The sequence below is a fragment of the Acidihalobacter prosperus genome, from assembly GCF_000754095.2.
Classification (GTDB): Bacteria; Pseudomonadota; Gammaproteobacteria; order DSM-5130; family Acidihalobacteraceae; genus Acidihalobacter; species Acidihalobacter prosperus.
Window position 1 is genome coordinate 676,100 of sequence record NZ_JQSG02000003.1, and the last position, 16,543, is coordinate 692,642.

12 protein-coding genes are annotated in these 16,543 nt (G+C 64.9%); 5 read left to right on the forward strand and 7 right to left on the reverse strand.

Annotated elements, in window-relative coordinates; all coding sequences use genetic code 11:
• Positions 1–10: 10 nt before the first annotated feature.
• Both THPRO_RS09890 and ggt read right to left on the reverse strand, forming a co-directional pair.
• On the reverse strand, positions 11–805 hold the full coding sequence (locus THPRO_RS09890; protein WP_038092434.1) for a sulfite exporter TauE/SafE family protein: 795 nt from the start codon (positions 803–805) through the stop codon (positions 11–13).
• Between the two features lie 4 nt (positions 806–809).
• Entirely contained in the window at positions 810–2,453 is a 1,644-nt protein-coding gene (gene ggt / locus THPRO_RS09895) for a gamma-glutamyltransferase (protein ID WP_236717288.1), read from the reverse strand.
• Positions 2,454–2,796: 343 nt separating this feature from the next.
• Here ggt and THPRO_RS09900 point away from each other — a divergent pair, with 343 nt between their 5' ends.
• From THPRO_RS09900 to THPRO_RS09910, 3 genes are all read left to right on the forward strand, one after another.
• Entirely contained in the window at positions 2,797–3,618 is an 822-nt protein-coding gene (locus THPRO_RS09900) for a LabA-like NYN domain-containing protein (protein ID WP_038092435.1), read from the forward strand.
• A 13-nt stretch (positions 3,619–3,631) separates the two neighbouring features.
• Positions 3,632–4,909, forward strand: coding sequence for a phosphoribosylamine--glycine ligase (gene purD, locus THPRO_RS09905; RefSeq protein ID WP_038092437.1), 1,278 nt, complete (start codon positions 3,632–3,634; stop codon positions 4,907–4,909).
• Positions 4,910–5,002: 93 nt separating this feature from the next.
• Positions 5,003–7,492, forward strand: a complete 2,490-nt coding sequence (locus THPRO_RS09910; RefSeq protein WP_052064592.1) for a glycogen/starch/alpha-glucan phosphorylase — start codon at positions 5,003–5,005, stop codon at positions 7,490–7,492.
• Positions 7,493–7,570: 78 nt separating this feature from the next.
• Here THPRO_RS09910 and rho read toward each other — a convergent pair whose 3' ends face one another.
• Together rho and trxA are read right to left on the reverse strand one after the other, a co-directional pair.
• Complete coding sequence (rho, locus tag THPRO_RS09915) at positions 7,571–8,830, reverse strand: transcription termination factor Rho (protein WP_038092438.1); 1,260 nt, start codon at positions 8,828–8,830, stop codon at positions 7,571–7,573.
• Positions 8,831–9,041: 211 nt separating this feature from the next.
• A complete protein-coding gene (trxA, locus tag THPRO_RS09920; protein ID WP_038092439.1) occupies positions 9,042–9,368 on the reverse strand; it encodes a thioredoxin TrxA in 327 nt (108 codons plus the stop codon).
• Positions 9,369–9,516: 148 nt separating this feature from the next.
• Between trxA and rhlB the strand changes: the two genes are divergently transcribed.
• Together rhlB and THPRO_RS09930 are read left to right on the forward strand one after the other, a co-directional pair.
• Positions 9,517–10,851, forward strand: coding sequence for an ATP-dependent RNA helicase RhlB (gene rhlB / locus THPRO_RS09925; protein WP_038092443.1), 1,335 nt, complete (start codon positions 9,517–9,519; stop codon positions 10,849–10,851).
• A 26-nt stretch (positions 10,852–10,877) separates the two neighbouring features.
• A complete protein-coding gene (locus THPRO_RS09930) occupies positions 10,878–11,738 on the forward strand; it encodes a hypothetical protein (protein ID WP_038092444.1) in 861 nt (286 codons plus the stop codon).
• 142 nt (positions 11,739–11,880) lie between these two features.
• Here the strand turns inward: THPRO_RS09930 and THPRO_RS09935 are convergent, their stop codons facing one another.
• From THPRO_RS09935 to THPRO_RS09945, 3 genes are read right to left on the reverse strand one after another with little or no spacing between them, the layout of a single operon-like run.
• A complete protein-coding gene (locus tag THPRO_RS09935) occupies positions 11,881–12,825 on the reverse strand; it encodes a dimethyl sulfoxide reductase anchor subunit family protein (protein WP_038092446.1) in 945 nt (314 codons plus the stop codon).
• Between the two features lie 40 nt (positions 12,826–12,865).
• Positions 12,866–13,561: a 4Fe-4S dicluster domain-containing protein gene (locus tag THPRO_RS09940; RefSeq protein ID WP_038092543.1), complete on the reverse strand. Its 696-nt coding sequence runs from the start codon at positions 13,559–13,561 to the stop codon at positions 12,866–12,868.
• Between the two features lie 22 nt (positions 13,562–13,583).
• Positions 13,584–16,484: a molybdopterin oxidoreductase family protein gene (locus THPRO_RS09945; RefSeq protein WP_038092449.1), complete on the reverse strand. Its 2,901-nt coding sequence runs from the start codon at positions 16,482–16,484 to the stop codon at positions 13,584–13,586.
• Between the last annotated feature and the right edge of the window lie 59 nt (positions 16,485–16,543).

Genomic DNA, 16,543 nt, shown 5'->3' on the forward strand with positions numbered 1-16,543 from the left:
GCCCCGCGGCCTATTTGAAAAACAGTATCTGTACCGCAACCGCCAGCAGCAGCATGCCGAAGATGCGCTTGAGCACCGCGACCGGCAGCCGATGCGACAGTTGCACGCCCAGCGGCGCGAACAGCACGGCCGTGGCCATGATGCCGATCAACGCCGGCAGGGAAACGTAACCCAGGCTCCACGACGGCAGCATGGGATCGCCGAACCCCGAAATCACGAAGCCCGCGGCGCCGAACAGGGCCAGCACGAAACCGAGCGCCGACGAGGCCGCCACGGCCCGCTTCATCTCGACGTTGCACCAGCTCAGGAAGGGTACAGTCAGCGTCCCGCCGCCGATCCCGACCAGGGCGGACACGGTACCGATGGCCACGCCCACGGCCCACAAACCCGGCCCTGCCGGCAGGCCCCGCCGCCCCGGCGGACGCCAGTTGAGCAACAGTTGTATCGAGGCGAGGATCAGAAAAACGCCGAATGTCAGGCGCAGCCAGTGCCCCGGAATCCAGCCCGCGACGTAGCCGCTGATGAAGCTGCCCACGACCACGGCCGGCGCCAGCGCACGGACCAGCTGCCAGTCGATGGCCTTCTTGCGCTGCTGCGCCCGCACTGCCGACAGCGAGGTGAACACGATGGTCGCGAGCGAGGTGCCGATGGCCAGGTGCGTGATCATCTCCGGCGCGACCTTGAGATAGGCGAAAGCCGCCAGCAGCACCGGCACGACCACGATGCCGCCGCCGACGCCCAGCATGCCGGCAAGCAGGCCGGCGACCACGCCGAGACCGAGAAACAGCGGAAGGGTTGCCAGCATCGCCTTACACCCCCGCCGCCCGGGCTGCGCCGTCGCTGCGCGGATCGGCCCCGGCCTCGAGATCGAGACCGCCATCGCGGCGTCCGATACGAATCATGCCGGCATGCCCCATGATGTCGGCGAAGCGCGGCGCCCAGGAAAGATCGAGGTGACCGCGCCGCTGCAGCCCGACCATCACCTCGGGGGCGAAGCGGCGTTCCAGACGGACCCCGGCCGAGGTCTCGCCCCAGGTCCGGCCGAATAGCCAGCGCGGCGCGGCCACGGCCGCGTCCGGCGCATAGTCGAAGTTCAGCGCGCGCGTCAGGATCGCCGCCTGGGTCTGCGGCTGGCCGTCTCCGCCCATGGTGCCGTACACCAGCCGCACCCGGCCGTTTTCGACGTACAGCGCGGGATTGAGGGTATGAAACGGCCGCTTGCCGGGCGCAAGAACGTTGGCATGTCCCGGCGTCAGCGAAAAACTGCAGCCGCGGTTGTTCCAGACCACGCCGGTCTCCCCCGCCACCACGCCGCAACCGAACTCGTGGTAGATGCTCTGGATCATGCTCACCGAGCGCCCCTTGGCATCGACCACGCCGAACCAGACCGTATCGCCGGGCCCGGGCACGACCGGCGAGGGCGCAGCCCGCTGCGGATCGATCGTCGCCGCCAGCCGGTCCAGCGCATCGGCATCGAGCATTGCGGCCAGCGGCACATCGACGAAGCGCGGATCGCCGACATAGCGGTCGCGCAGCGCGAACGCGCGCTTGGTCGCCTCGATGGCGTGGTGCACATAGGCATCGCCCTCGGGATCCATCGACGCCACACCTGCGCGTTCGAGCAGGCCGAGCAGCATCAGCGAGGCCACGCCCTGGGTCGGCGGCGGCAGATTGACCAGTTCGCCCGCGCCATAGGCCATCCTCAACGGCTCGACCCACTCGGGCCGGTAGGCCGCCAGGTCGTCCTCGCTCAGCAAGCTGCCGGCGGCCCGTAGACCGGCGACCAGGCGCCTCGCCAGCGCACCGCGGTAAAAGCCCTCGGCGCCCGTTTCCTGCAATTCGGCCAGCGTGCGCGCCAACGCCGGCTGCGTCATCGTCTCGCCCTCGCCGGGCACCCCGCCATGCGCCAGGAACACCTCGGCGAAGCCGGGCAGATCGCGCAGCCCATCGATGCGTTCCGCCAGCGTCGCCGCGTGACTGCGGCTGACCGGGAACCCCTCCTCGGCATAGCGGCGCGCCGGCGCCAGAATCTCGGCCCAGGCAAGACGGCCGCCCCAGGTATCCCTGCTCATCTCGTAAGCGGCGGCCCAGCTGCCGACGGCGCCGGCCACCGTTACCGCGGCCATCCCGCCCCGTTCCGGCATGGCCGCAAGACCTGCGTCGGCATAGTGCTGTGGCGTATAGGCCGCCCCCGCCGCGCCGGCGCCGGCAAGACCGCGCACCTCGCCATCGCCATCGGCGATCAGCCAGAACGCATCGCCGCCGAGGCTGTTCATATGCGGATAGACCACCGCGATCGCCGCCGCGATGGCGATCGCGGCCTCGACGGCGTTGCCGCCGCGCCCGAGGATATCGGCACCGACGCCGCTTGCCAGGGCATTCGGGGTGGTGACCACGCCGCTCGACGAGCGGGCATACAGCGGGTTCATGCCGCCTGCGGGGGTTGCGTCCATCGTTCTCCTGCATTCCTGTTGTGACCGATGCGCATTATGCGGCATTTGCGGCAGACCGCCTCGCGGCCTGCGGCCGCCAAACGACGCGGCGCGGCGGATGCCGGGCGCACGATCGGCACGAATAGCCCTTGCAAGCGGCTTCACGGACGACAATCGGCCCCGATAGCCGACACCGGACGATCATTCGGAAAACCACCACCGGCCTTCCGCCGCCCCAGGCAACCGACGAAATGCCGCGTCCGCCCGTCGGGACGAACGCATGGCCTGCTGCCGGGTGATAAAATCGCCGGCCAACCTGCGCACAAGACGCCCCCATGATCCCCATTCCCCAAACCGGAACCGCATGACAACCACACCGCTCCGCGTCGGCGTTTACGTCGACGTTTCCAACATCCATCTCAACGGCGGCTATCGCATGCAGTTCGACATCCTGCGGGACTTCGCCTGCCGCGACGGCGCCAACCCCGTGCACCTCAACGCCTATCTCGCCTTCGATGCGCAAAGAGCGGAACGTGACAGCGGCTACCGTGCCGGCGCGCGCCAATTCCACGCCGCCCTGCGCGACATCGGCTACAAGGTCATCGTCAAGCATGTGCGCTGGTATACCGACGAGGCCGGCGAACGCTACGGCAAGGCCAACATGGACCTCGAACTCGCGGTCGACGCCCTGCTACAGGGCGAACGTCTGGACCGCGTGCTGATCGCCAGCGGCGACGGCGATTTCGCCTATCTGGTACGCGCACTGCAGAATCGCGGCTGTCGCACCGAGCTGATCGCCTTCAGCAATATCTCCTCAGAGCTGCGTCAGGAAGTAGACCTGTTCGTATCCGGCTACCTGATCCCCGGCCTACTGCCGGTCAAGTCGGAGCAGCCCTGGGGCACCCTGGAATCGCGGTTGCGCGGTACCTGCTACCATTACGATCACGACAAGGGCTTCGGTTTTCTGCGCTACCTGAAGCACATCGACCCGCTGCTGCACATCACCGACGCCCGCGATCCGCGTTCGCCCTACGGTACCGTGTTCTTCCACGCCAGCCAGCTGCCCGCGGGCTTCGATACGCGCGGACTGCCCTCGCGCGAGCATATCTTCGAGTTCACCTTGCGCCCGCCGGCCGGAGAAGACAAAAAGGACCCGTCCGCGGCAGAACTCGCACACGTCAACTGATCGGGGGAAGCACATGAAGATCATGGTCATCGGCGGCGGCGGCCGCGAACATGCCCTGGCCTGGAAACTGGCCCAGTCCGACGCGGTAGACACGGTCTACGTGGCGCCCGGCAATGCCGGCACCGCACGAGAACCCGGCCTGCGCAACGTGCCGCTGGCCGCCACCGACATTCCTGGCCTGCTCCGCTTCGCGGGCGACGAAGGCATCGACCTGACCGTGGTCGGCCCCGAGGCACCGTTGGTGGCGGGTATCGTCGACACCTTCCGCGACGCCGGCCTGCGCATCTTCGGGCCGACGCGAGATGCTGCCCGCCTGGAGGGCTCCAAGGCCTTCAGCAAGGACTTCCTCCGGCGCCACCGCATTCCGACCGCGCGCTACGGCAGTTTTACCGAAATCGCGCCGGCGCTGGACTTCATCCACGACCACGGCGCACCGATCGTGGTCAAGGCCGACGGCCTCGCCGCCGGCAAGGGCGTGGTCGTCGCGCAGACTCAGGAGGAAGCGCGCGCCGCCGTCAGGGACATGCTCGCCGGCAACGCCTTCGGCGAGGCCGGGCACCGCGTGGTCATCGAGGAATTTCTGCAGGGAGAGGAGGCCAGCTTCATCTGCATGGTCGACGGCACGCATATCCTGCCGATGGCCAGCTCGCAGGACCACAAGGCGCGCGACGACGGCGATATCGGCCCCAATACAGGCGGCATGGGCGCCTATTCACCAGCCCCGGTGGTGACGCCTGAAATGCACGCGCGCATCCTGCGCGAAGTGATCGAGCCCACCGTGCTCGGCATGGCCAACGAGGGCATGCCCTACACCGGATTTCTCTATGCCGGCGTGATGATCGACGCCGAAGGCACGCCCAAGGTGCTGGAATTCAACTGCCGTTTCGGCGACCCCGAAACCCAGCCGATCATGCTGCGGCTGCGCAGCGAACTGCACACGCTGGTCGAGGCCGCTCTCGACGGCCGGCTCGACCAGGTCCGTGCCGACTGGGATCCCCGCGTTGCGCTCGGCGTGGTGCTCGCCGCCCACGGCTACCCCGAAGCCTACCGCGAGGGCGAAGACCTCGGCCCCCTGCCTGCCGACGGCGCCGACCGCAAGCTGTTCCATGCGGGCACCCGCCTGGACGGCGAGCGGGCCGTCAGCGCGGGCGGTCGGGTATTGTGCGCCACAGCGTTGGGCGATACTGTTGCCGAGGCCAGAGTCCGAGCCTACGCGCTGGCCGAGGCGGTAAGCTGGCCCGGCAAGTACTATCGCACCGACATCGGACATCGCGCCCTGGCGCGATGCTGACCACCCCGCGAACGCTTGGCGCCGTGATACGGCCGGCGTGGTGGTTACTGCAGGTATCACTCGGGAATTCACCTCACTGACGGGGACGCTCCGATGAACGATATCCTCCACGAAAGCCAGTTCACGCCGCTCGAAAACGACCGCAAGGCTCTGGGGGACTCGATCCGTGGCCGCCTGATCCACAGCCTCGGCAAGGATCCGCGCATCGCCACCGAGCGAGACTGGCTGCATGCCGTCGCGCTCGCCGTACGCGAGCGCATGCTCGAACGCTGGATATTCACCCGGCGCAGCTATCAGGCGGCCAGCGCGAAGCGCGTTTACTACCTCTCGATGGAATTCCTCATTGGGCGCAGCCTCGTCAATGCCATGCTCAACCTCGGCATCTACGACGCTGCGCGCGAGGCCCTGGCGGAATTCGGCGTGGATCTCGCCGAAATTGCCGAAGTCGAGCCCGACGCCGCTCTCGGCAACGGCGGCCTCGGCCGCCTGGCCGCCTGTATCCTCGATTCCCTCGCCACCCAATGCCTGCCGGGCATCGGCTATGGCATCCGCTACGAATTCGGCATGTTCGCCCAGGAAATTCGCGACGGCGTGCAGATCGAGCATCCCGACAGCTGGCTGCGCTACGGCAATCCCTGGGAACTGCCCCGCCCCGAGGGGCTGCACCCGGTGCGTTTCTACGGCAATCTGATCACGCACTACCGACCCAACGGCGAAGCCCAGCACTTCTGGGAAGACGGTGAAACCGTGATGGCGATGCCCTACGACCTGCCCATCCCCGGCTACGGTCCCGGCAACGTGAACAACCTGCGCCTGTGGGCCGCCAAGGCGACGCGCGACTTCGAGCTCGATTACTTCAACGAAGGCGACTACATCGGTGCCGTCGAACAGAAAAACGTCTCCGAGAACATCAGCCGCGTGCTGTACCCCAACGATGCCAGTCAAGCGGGACGGGAACTGCGCCTCAAGCAGGAATATTTCTTCGTATCCGCCTCGCTGCAGGACATCCTGTCACGCCATCGCGAGGATGGGCATCCCCTGACCTCTCTGCACGATCACGCCGCAATTCAGCTCAACGACACGCATCCCGCCATCGCAGTGGCCGAACTGATGCGGCTGCTGGTCGACGAAAACGATCTGCCCTGGGAGCAAGCCTGGTCCATCACCGTGCGCACATTTGCCTACACCAATCACACGCTGATGCCGGAGGCACTGGAGACCTGGCCGGTGGCACTGATGGCGCGCGTCCTGCCGCGCCACATGCAGATCATCTACGACATCAATCACCGCTTTCTCAATGACGTCCGCCATCGCTTCCCCGGCGAGCACGAGCTGCTGCGCCGGGTCTCGCTGATCGACGAGGATCACGGCCGGCGGGTCCGCATGGCCCATCTCGCCGTGGTTGGCAGCCATCACACCAACGGCGTCGCCGCGCTGCACAGCGAACTGCTGCGCAACACGCTGTTCAGCGATTTCAGCCGCATCATGCCGGAGCGTTTCATCAACGTGACCAACGGCGTCACGCCGCGACTCTGGCTGCATCAGGCGAATCCCGGACTCGGCGATCTGATCTGCCGGCATATCGGCGAGGGCTGGATACGCGACCTGGACCAGCTCGCGTCGTTCGCGCCGCTGGCGGACGATACCGACGCGCGTGCCGAATTCCGTGCGGTCAAGCTTGCGAACAAGCGCCGCCTGGCCCAGTACGTCGCCGACAAGACCGGCGTCGCCGTCGATCCGGCGGCCCTGTTCGACGTCCAGATCAAGCGCATCCACGAATACAAACGCCAGCTGCTCAAACTGCTGCACGTCATCACACTCTACAACCGCATCCGCGATGGCCAGGCCGACGACTGCGTACCACGTGCGGTGCTGTTCGCCGGCAAGGCCGCACCGGCCTACGTCATGGCCAAACGGATCATTCGCTTGATCAACGACGTGGCAGACGTGGTCAACAACGACCCGCTCGTCGGCGATCGGCTCAAATGCGTCTTCGTGCCCAACTACGGCGTTTCCAGCGCGACCCTCATCATCCCCGCCGCCGATCTTTCCGAGCAGATTTCGACTGCCGGCACGGAGGCTTCCGGTACGGGCAACATGAAACTGGCGCTCAACGGCGCCTTGACCATCGGCACGCTGGACGGCGCCAATGTCGAAATCCGCGACGAGGTCGGCGAAGACAATATCTTCATCTTCGGACTGCGTACGGAGGAGGTCGAATCGCTACGCCGCAACGGCTACGATCCGCAAAGCCACTACCGGGAAAATCCGGAACTGGCCCGCTGTCTCGACATGATCGCAAGCGATTTCTTCGCGCCGGACGACCCGCATCGCCATCGCCCCATCGTCGATAGCCTGTTGCATGAAGACCGCTACCTGTTGCTGGCCGACTACGCCGCCTATATCGAGGCCCAGGGCGAGATCGACCGGCTGTACCGTTCCCCGGAAGAATGGACCCGCAAGGCCATGCTCAATACCGCACGCATGGGCCGCTTCTCGATCGATCGCACCGTCAAGGAATATGCGAGCCGGATATGGGGCATCGAACCCCGCTGCGCCGGGCGCACGCGCGGCGTCAGCTGATGCAACGAGGCCCCGTCTGCACGGGGCCTCGTTGCCTTCGGACGGATGCACGACGCCGCGAAGGCGCCGCCCGGGCGCTCAGGAGCGCTTCATCGCATCGAAGAACTCGTTGTTGGTCTTGGTCTGCTGCAGGCGGCCCAGCAGGAACTCCATGGCGTCGAGATCGTCCATGCCATGCAGGAACTTGCGCAGGATCCAGAGCTTCTGCAGCTCCTCCGGATCGGTGAGCAGCTCCTCTCGGCGCGTGCCCGACCGATTGATGTTGATCGCCGGATAGACGCGCTTCTCCGCGATGCGGCGATCAAGGTGCACCTCCATGTTGCCGGTGCCCTTGAATTCCTCGTAGATCACCTCGTCCATCTTCGAGCCGGTATCCACCAGCGCGGTCGCGATAATGGTCAGGCTGCCGCCTTCCTCGATATTGCGCGCGGCCCCGAAGAAACGCTTCGGACGGTGCAGCGCATTGGCGTCGACACCACCCGTCAACACCTTGCCCGACGAGGGCACCACGGTATTGTAGGCACGTGCCAGGCGAGTGATGGAGTCCAGCAGGATGACCACGTCGCGCTTGTGCTCGACCAGGCGCTTGGCCTTCTCGATGACCATTTCGGCGACCTGCACGTGGCGCGAGGCGGGTTCGTCGAAGGTCGAGGAGATTACCTCGCCCTGCACCATGCGCGACATCTCGGTAACCTCCTCGGGACGCTCATCGATGAGCAGCACGATGAGATAGCAGTCCGGATAGTTCGAGGCGATGCTCTGAGCGATGTTCTGCATCATCATCGTCTTGCCCGCCTTCGGCGGCGAAACGATCAGGCCACGCTGCCCCTTGCCGAAGGGCGCGACGATGTCGATGACCCGCGCGGTGATATCTTCGGTACTGCCGTTGCCGCGCTCGATGCGCATGCGGTTCTGCGCATGCAGCGGCGTCAGATTCTCGAACAGCACCTTATGCTTGGCGTGTTCCGGCGGCTCGAAGTTGATGCGGTCGACCTTGAGCAGCGCAAAATACCGCTCGCCCTCCTTCGGAGGCCTGATCTTGCCGGATATGGTGTCGCCGGTACGCAGGTTGAAACGGCGGATCTGGCTCGGGGAAACGTAGATATCGTCCGGCCCGGCCAGGTAGGAACTGTCCGCTCCCCGAAGGAAACCGAAGCCGTCCTGCAGGATTTCCAGCACGCCGTCGCCATAGATGTCTTCGCCGTTCTTGGCATGAGCCTTGAGCATGGAGAAGATGATGTCTTGCTTGCGGGCGCGGGCGGTGCCCTCGATATTCATGCTGCGGGCCAGTTCCACCACTTCGGCGGCCGGCATCTGCTTGAGTTCGGTCAGGTTCATCGGTACTCGGAAGGGGTCGGAAAGAAAAAGGAAGTGTTCTCATGCCAGCGCGGTTGGCATGTTGCCAACGCACCGCAAAGCGATGTTTTTAGAATCGGGGAGATCGCAGCGAACGGGCTTATGAGGAGAGTATTGCGCGTCCGCGGGACCGAATTTATCACGGCGCCCACGCGGCGTCCAGACCCGATCGTCCGGACGCCGCGAACAAGGCTCAGATGTTCTGATCGAGGAATGCGGTGAGTTGCGACTTGGAAACGGCACCCACCTTGGTGGCCTCGACGCTGCCGGCCTTGAACAGCATCAGGGTCGGAATGCCACGGATGCCGTACTTCGGAGGCGTGGCCGGATTTTCGTCGATATTGAGCTTGGCGATCTTGAGCCTGCCTTCGTACTCGCCCGCGATCTCGTCGAGCACCGGTGCGATCATTTTGCAGGGACCGCACCACTCCGCCCAGTAGTCCACCAGCACGGGCTGATCCGATTTGAGAACCTCGGACTCGAAATCACTGTCAGACACGTGAAGTATCTTGTCGCTCACATTAACCTCCGGAATAGATAACTTGGCAAGACCGCGGCTTACGGATAAGGTGCAGGCTCCGGCACCCCATGAACCGACAGCGATCCCGCATGACCGGGATTGTGGGCCGAGTACCGGACCCATTTCAAGCCCGACGCCAATGGCCACTATGACTGATACTCACCTGTCCGAGCACGCATTCGATTCCCTGGAGCTGGTTCCCGCGGTACGACAAGGCATTCTCGATTGCGGCTTTTCCAAAATGACGCCCATTCAGGCCGCGATCATGCCCATCGCGCTCGGAGGGCGGGATGCCGCCGGACAGGCACAGACCGGCACGGGCAAGACCGCCGCCTTTTTGATCGCCACCTTCAACCATCTGCTTGGCCACCCGCCAGCAGATGCCCGCAAGGCCAATCAGCCGCGCGCGCTCGTGCTGGCCCCCACCCGCGAGCTGGCGATCCAGATCCACAAGGACGCCGAAGCGCTCGGTCGCCACACCGGGCTGAATCTAGCGCTGATCTACGGTGGCGTCGACTACGAAAAGCAGCGCCAGAGCCTGGAAACGGGCGTCGACGTACTGATCGGCACGCCAGGGCGCATCATCGACTTTTTCAAGCAGCACGTGTTCGATCTCAAGCAGATTCAGGTGATGGTGCTAGACGAGGCGGACCGCATGTTCGATCTCGGCTTCATCAAGGACATTCGCTTCCTGCTCCGACGCATGCCCGCCCCGACGCATCGCCTCTCCATGTTGTTTTCGGCCACCCTGTCCTACCGGGTCATGGAGCTGGCCTACGAGCACATGAACAATCCTCAGACCGTGCGCATCGAGCCCGAGCAGGTCACCGCCGAGCGCGTCAGGCAGGAGGTCTACTATCCCTCCAACAGGGAGAAAATCCCGCTGCTGCTCGGCCTGCTGGCACGTGAAAATCCCGAACGCAGCATCGTGTTCACCAACACCAAACGCGCCGCCGAGGAAGTCACCGCCTATCTCGAGGACAACGGCTACCCGACCGCCCTGCTATCGGGCGACGTGCCGCAGAACAAACGTCAGAAGCTGCTCGCATCCTTCAGCAGCGGCGAAATGTCGATCATGGTGGCCACCGATGTCGCGGCACGGGGCCTGCACATCCCCGATGTCTCCCACGTCTTCAATTACGACCTTCCGCAGTCGCCGGAGGACTACGTCCACCGCATCGGACGGACGGCACGCGCGGGCGCCGAGGGCGACGCCATCAGCTTCGCCTGCGAGGATACCGCCTTTTATCTGCCCGAGATCGAAGCCTACATCGGCATGAAGATCCAGTCCCAGGTGGTCGAGCCTTCGCTGCTGAAGGAGCCCCGGGCGCAGATAAGACACGAGCGCAAGCGACGGCCGGTCCGCGGCCCTGGCCCTGGCCGCAGCGGCAAACCCGCACAGGGCGCCAAGGGAGACAGCAAGCCGCGCTCCGACGGCGCGCACCGGCGGCGCAGGCGGAAACCGACGCCCAACCCCGGCTGAATCTCCCTCGACGCGCGGAGTCGCATGTGATCGACCTCTGGGCACCCTCGGCCGGATTGAACGTCGGTCCCGCCCTGATGACCGCCTTCATGCTCGGCATCGTCCACGGCATTACCCCGGACGAGCACACCTGGCCGATCACCTACAGCTATGCCATCGGAGGCTATTCCTCGCGTCGTGGCCTTGTGGCCGGCCTGAGTTTCTCGCTCGCCTTCACCGCCCAGCGCGCCCTCGCCAGCGAGCTGGCCTATCTCGCGCTCGACCGCTGGTTCGATGCATCGGCGCACCTGAACTACATCGTCTATCTGGTCGTCGGCGCCGCCATGTGGCTCGGCGGGCGCTACATAAGAGGCGGACGCGATCTCCATCTTTGGCGACCGCGGGCCGGCGACCCGACGGCATTGGGCGCAGACCTGCGGGCACCGCGCCCCTGGATGCCCCTGGTGCACGGTTTCATTGCCGGCTGGGGCGTCGGCGCCTTCGCGCTGATCATCTATACCGTGCTCGCACCGGCCATGCCCGGCCCCGCGCTCGGCTGGCTGCCCGGCGCCCTGTTCGGTCTCGGCACCACACTCGTGCAGGCGGTCTCAGGCGCACTCATCGGCCTGGTTGCGCAGCGGATCGGTCTGCCTGCCGACGCAATCAGGCGGATCGCCCTGGTCACGGCATCCAGAACGCTCACCTGGGGGGGAGTGGTGTTCGTCGGCGGCGGCCTGTTCGGCCTGCTCGCGCCGCACTGGGCGGACGCAAGCATCGCCACCGGCCTGCACATTCACAATCTCGCCCACCTCGGACTCGCCTTCGTACTGGTGATGACCGTGGTAATGCTGATCGGCATAGGCTCGCTGGTCCAGCAGATCCTGTACTGGCAGCGGCACCACCACTAGTTCGAACACGCGGCCGCCGCGCACCCTCGGCGCACCCGAATGCCAGCCCGTGCCACATTCATGCGGTTACGCAGGCCCACAACGCGAAACGCCCGCATTCAGGCGGGCGTTTCGCGGTGCAGGTGGGCCCGAGCGGACTGCGCTAGGTGTGCTGCGCGCCATGGTAGAGGTTCACAACATGACGGGCCTCGGCGAAGAACAGCCAGCGCTCGACGCCCTTGCCCGCTAGCGATGACAGCACCGCGAACACGGTCAGCGCGAAGGCTCCGCCATCGGCCGCGCCGGCAACCACGATCAGGATCAGCGGCAGAATGAAGCCCAACGCGAACACGGCCGTCTTGAGCAGCTTGAGACGGCCCGGTTCCACCCGATAACCGAACTCCTCGGTCAGGAAGGTACCCGCCGTGTGGCCCACGTCGAGCAACCGCACGGTGGCCCGTGTGAAGGTGGTTGCGGTGTTGATGCTCGGACCACTGGTCTTGGCGATCCAGAAGTAGTAAATGCCCTTCATGACGCCGGTCATCACCAGCGCGGTACCCGCCACGCCGATGATGAACTGCAGATTGGCGCCGTAGTACGCCTCGATCGCCAGATGGAACAGCGCCCCCAGGGTCAGCCCCATCAGCAGGTAGTTGGCCGGGACCAGCGGCGTGTTCCACTGGCGCATGGTCTTGAGACAGGCGTAGATCATGCCGGTGGCGAACACGGTCATGAAGCCCAGCACGATGGCGATCACGCCCATCAGCCCGAAAAACACGGGCACGTGCGCGCCATAAAGGTACACGCCCAGCAGATACAGCAGCGCGAACGGGAAGAAGATTACCGCCAGCACAGCCTCGCGCGACAGCCAGGAGGTCTTCACGCGCATGAAGGAACGCCAGGCGTTCTTCGGATTGGCCAGATGTCCCGTGGACGAGATCAGACCGGCCACGATCAGCACGAAGGCGGTGATCAGGGCGCTGAGCAGCTCGGAACGGTCCATCGCCGGGCCGAGTCGGAACAGCTGCAGGATCGCGGTGAGCGAATACAGCCCGAAACCCGCGCCGGAGACGACGGTGAAAAAGATGACAGACAATGCCGGATGCATGGTGACTTACCTCAAGCTTGCGTGCAGGGACCGGCGCGTCTCAACGCGCCACCGCCTTGTTGACCCATTCCTTGACCTTGCCGACGAGGCTGTCGCGGCGCACGTCCTCGGTCGGGATCGGCGTGTTGATACGCGGCGGCAGATAGCGGTTGGTCGGGTTGTAGCCGAGCTCGGGCATCAGCTGCATGCCGTCGCGCTCGCGCACCAGGCGGCTGACCTCCGAATCCGGATCGTCGAAATCGCCGAAGAAACGCGCGTGCGCCGGGCAGGTGATGACGCAGGCCGGCTGACGATCGATCTCGGCGAGAGTCTCGTCGTAGATGCGATCGATGCACAGCGTGCATTTCTTCATCGTGCCCGATTCGCGGTCCAGCTCGCGAGCGCCGTAGGGGCAGGCCCAGGAGCAGTAGTTGCAGCCCATGCACTTGGTCTGGTCGACCAGGACCACGCCGTCCTCCTTGCGCTTGTACGACGCGCCGGTGGGGCAGACGGTGACGCAGTCGGCGTCCTCGCAGTGCATGCAGGACATCGGGAAGTTGATGGTCTTGCTGTTGGGATAGTCGCCCACCTCGTAATGGCGGATGCGGTTGAACCACACGCCGCTCGGATCGGCGCCGTAGGGCCGGTAGTCGGTCAGCGGGCCGGTGGTGCCCGAGGTGTTCCACTGCTTGCAGGCCACCGCGCAAGCATGGCAGCCGACGCAGGTGTCCAGATCGATGACGAGACCGAGTCGCATGATCAACGCTCCTTATATTCCGTTATTTCTGGCCGCGGGTCAGGACATCGCCGAGATCGCGCTGCATGCGCACGGGTGCGTGCGTGTGGTAGCGCAGGACATCGGGCGATTCCGCCACGTTGGGCAGCCGCTTGATGGTGTCGAAGGTCGGCCAGCTGCCCACCTCGCCCGGCGCGGCCGGTGTGATCTTCACCCTCAGGTCGTACCACGCCGCCTGACCGGTGACCGGGTCGGAATTGGTGATGTTGTCGACCGCATCCCCCTTGCTCGGCAACAGCTCGCGGATCAGGTGGTTCATCAGGAAGCCCTTGGTGGCCTCGTTGGCATCGGGCTTGAGGCCCCAGGCACCGGACTGCTTGCCGATCGCGTTCCAGGTCCATACCGTGTTGCGCTCGACGCCCTCCATGAGCTTGACCTGGACGCGAATCTTGCCGTTATGGGATTCGACCCAGACCCAGGACAGATCCTCGATACCCATCTCGGTCGCCTGCTGGCGACTCATGAACAGGTAGTTCTGGGCCACGATCTGACGCAGCCATGCGTTCTGCGAATCCCATGAGTGGTACATGAACATGGGACGCTGATTGACCGCGTGGAACGGATATTCGTCCTCGTCGATACGGCACTGCTCCAACGGCTTGTAGTGTTCCGGCAGCGGCGAGAAGTACTTGACCAGGCGCTCCTTGTGCTCCGGCCGGGTCGGCTGCGGGCCGTCGTACAGCCCCTGGCCGGCGAGACGGAATTTCTGCAGCGTCTCGGAGTACAGCTCGATGATGATGGGATCGGTCGAGCCCACCCAACCGGCATGCTTGGCCAGTTCAAGGTAATCCTTGTTGGCGAAGCGGTAGTAGCGCGTGTTTTCCGGCAGATGGTAGGCGAAGAACGACTGGTTCTCGATGTAGCGGTCCCACTGCTTGGGATTGGGCTTGCCGCGCAGATGCACCTCGTTGCCGTTCTCGTCCAGACGCCACCCCGAGAGGAAGCCGATGCCGGGTTCCTTCTCGTAGTTGACGATGAAGTCCTTGTAGTCCTTGAACTTGCGCGAGCCGTCGGCATTGGTGAAGGCCGGGAACTTGAGACGCGAGGCCAGTTCCACCTGCACCTCCTGCCAGGCCATCACGTCGCGCTTGGGCTCGATCACCGGCTGACGGATGGAGTCCGCGGCCAGATCCGCCTCGGAGATCGGGCGGTCGAGCATTGAGATGGTGTCGTAGCGCTCGAGATAGGTGGTGTCCGGGATCACCAGATCGGCAAAATTCACCATCTCCGAGTGGTAGGCGTCGCTCACCACCAGGAAGGGGATCTTGTACTCGCCGTTGTCGTCCTTGGCGCGCAGCATGTCCTGCACGTCCTTGGTGTTCATGGTCGAGTTCCACGACATGTTCGCCATGAAGAACATCAGCGTGTCGATCGGGTAGGGATCGCCCTTCACCGCGTTGGTGATGACCATGTGCATCAGGCCGTGATTGGAGATCGGCGCGTCCCAGGAGAAGGCCTTGTCGATGCGCAGCGGATTGCCGTCGGCATCGATGACCAGATCCTCCGGGGCCTTGGGGAAGCCCAGCGGCGGGCTCTTGAGCGGCGTATTCGGCGCCATCTCCTTGGCCGGCTTGATCGACGGCGGCACGTGCTTGGGATACGGCGGCTTGGCGACGTGACCGCCGGGGCAGTCGATCGACCCCAGCAGCGCCTGCACGAGATGGATCGCACGGCAGGCCTGGAAGCCGTTGGAGTGCGCCGAGATGCCGCGCATCGCGTGCATCGACACCGGCCGGCCGACGAACTTGTCGTGCTTGCGTCCGGCCCAGTCGGTCCACTCGACGTCGACCTCGATGGTTTCCTTGAAGGCGACGTGGGCCATCTCAAGCGCCAGTCGCTCGATGGTCTCGGCGGGCACGCCGGTGACCTTTTCCGCGTTTTCCGGGGCGTACTGCTCGTCGAGGTACTTCTCGGCCAGCAGCATCATCGCGCTCTTGACCGGGCGACCGTCGGGACCCTGGCCTTCCCAGAACAGGGCCGGCTGGATGTCGGCGCGCGTCGCGTCGACGAAGGACTCGCTGGCCATGTCCCAGGCCAGCGGCTTGCCGTCGGCGTCGCGCACGAACAACCCGTCGCCCTGCTCGCCGGGAGTGCTGACCACCAGCCAGGGGCTGTTGGTGTAGCGGATCATGAACTCCCAGTCGAACTGCTCGTGCTTGAGCAGCACGTGCGCCATGGACAGGGCGAACATCGCGTCGGTGCCCGGGCGGATCGGAATCCATTCGTCGGCGACGGCCTGGTAGCCGGTGCGCACAGGATTCACGCCGACGAACTTGGCGCCTCGGCGCTTGAGCTTCTCGATACCGATCTTGATCGGGTTCGAGGCATGATCCTCGGCCACGCCCCACATCATGAAGTACTTGGTGCGGTCCCAGTCGGGATCGCCGAACTCCCAGAAGGCGTGCCCCATGGTGTAGAGGCCACCGGCAGCCATGTTCACGGAGCAGAAGCCGCCGTGAGCGGCCCAATTGATGGTGCCGAACTGGGTTGCCCAGAGGCCGGTCAGCGCCTGCATCTGGTCGCGGCCGGTGAAATAGGCCAGCTTCTTGGGGTCGGTCTCGCGGATTTTCTTGAGGCGCTCGGTCAGGATATCGAGCGCGCGGGCCATCGGAATCTCTTCGAACTCGCCGCTGCCGCGTTCCGCACCCTGCTTGCGCAGCAGCGCCGAACGCAGCTTGGCCGGCGAATTCTGCTTCATGATGCCCGCGTTGCCCTTGGCGCAGAGCACGCCCTTGTTGATCGGGTGGTTGCGGTTACCCTGGATGAAACGGACCTGGTTGTCCTCCACGGTGACCTTGATTCCACAGCGGCAGGCACACATGTAACAGGTGGTGTATTTGACTTCCTGTTTGGCGTGGTTTTCGAATTCGGGGATCGCGCTCATGCAGAACCTCTGGCTACTGTGTCTGACAATGTAGACCGTGCAGTCTGAAGGGCGTTGCG

Bases quoted from the DNA above. Each gene is read 5' to 3' on its own strand.
- THPRO_RS09935 (WP_038092446.1), bottom strand. From the start codon at position 12,825: ATGCATCCGGCATTGTCTGTCATCTTTTTCACCGTCGTCTCCGGCGCG.
- THPRO_RS09940 (WP_038092543.1), bottom strand. From the start codon at position 13,561: ATGCGACTCGGTCTCGTCATCGATCTGGACACCTGCGTCGGCTGCCAT.
- THPRO_RS09910 (WP_052064592.1), top strand. From the start codon at position 5,003: ATGAACGATATCCTCCACGAAAGCCAGTTCACGCCGCTCGAAAACGAC.
- rhlB (WP_038092443.1), top strand. From the start codon at position 9,517: ATGACTGATACTCACCTGTCCGAGCACGCATTCGATTCCCTGGAGCTG.
- THPRO_RS09890 (WP_038092434.1), bottom strand. From the start codon at position 805: ATGCTGGCAACCCTTCCGCTGTTTCTCGGTCTCGGCGTGGTCGCCGGC.
- ggt (WP_236717288.1), bottom strand. From the start codon at position 2,453: ATGGACGCAACCCCCGCAGGCGGCATGAACCCGCTGTATGCCCGCTCG.
- rho (WP_038092438.1), bottom strand. From the start codon at position 8,830: ATGAACCTGACCGAACTCAAGCAGATGCCGGCCGCCGAAGTGGTGGAA.
- THPRO_RS09945 (WP_038092449.1), bottom strand. From the start codon at position 16,484: ATGAGCGCGATCCCCGAATTCGAAAACCACGCCAAACAGGAAGTCAAA.
- purD (WP_038092437.1), top strand. From the start codon at position 3,632: ATGAAGATCATGGTCATCGGCGGCGGCGGCCGCGAACATGCCCTGGCC.
- THPRO_RS09900 (WP_038092435.1), top strand. From the start codon at position 2,797: ATGACAACCACACCGCTCCGCGTCGGCGTTTACGTCGACGTTTCCAAC.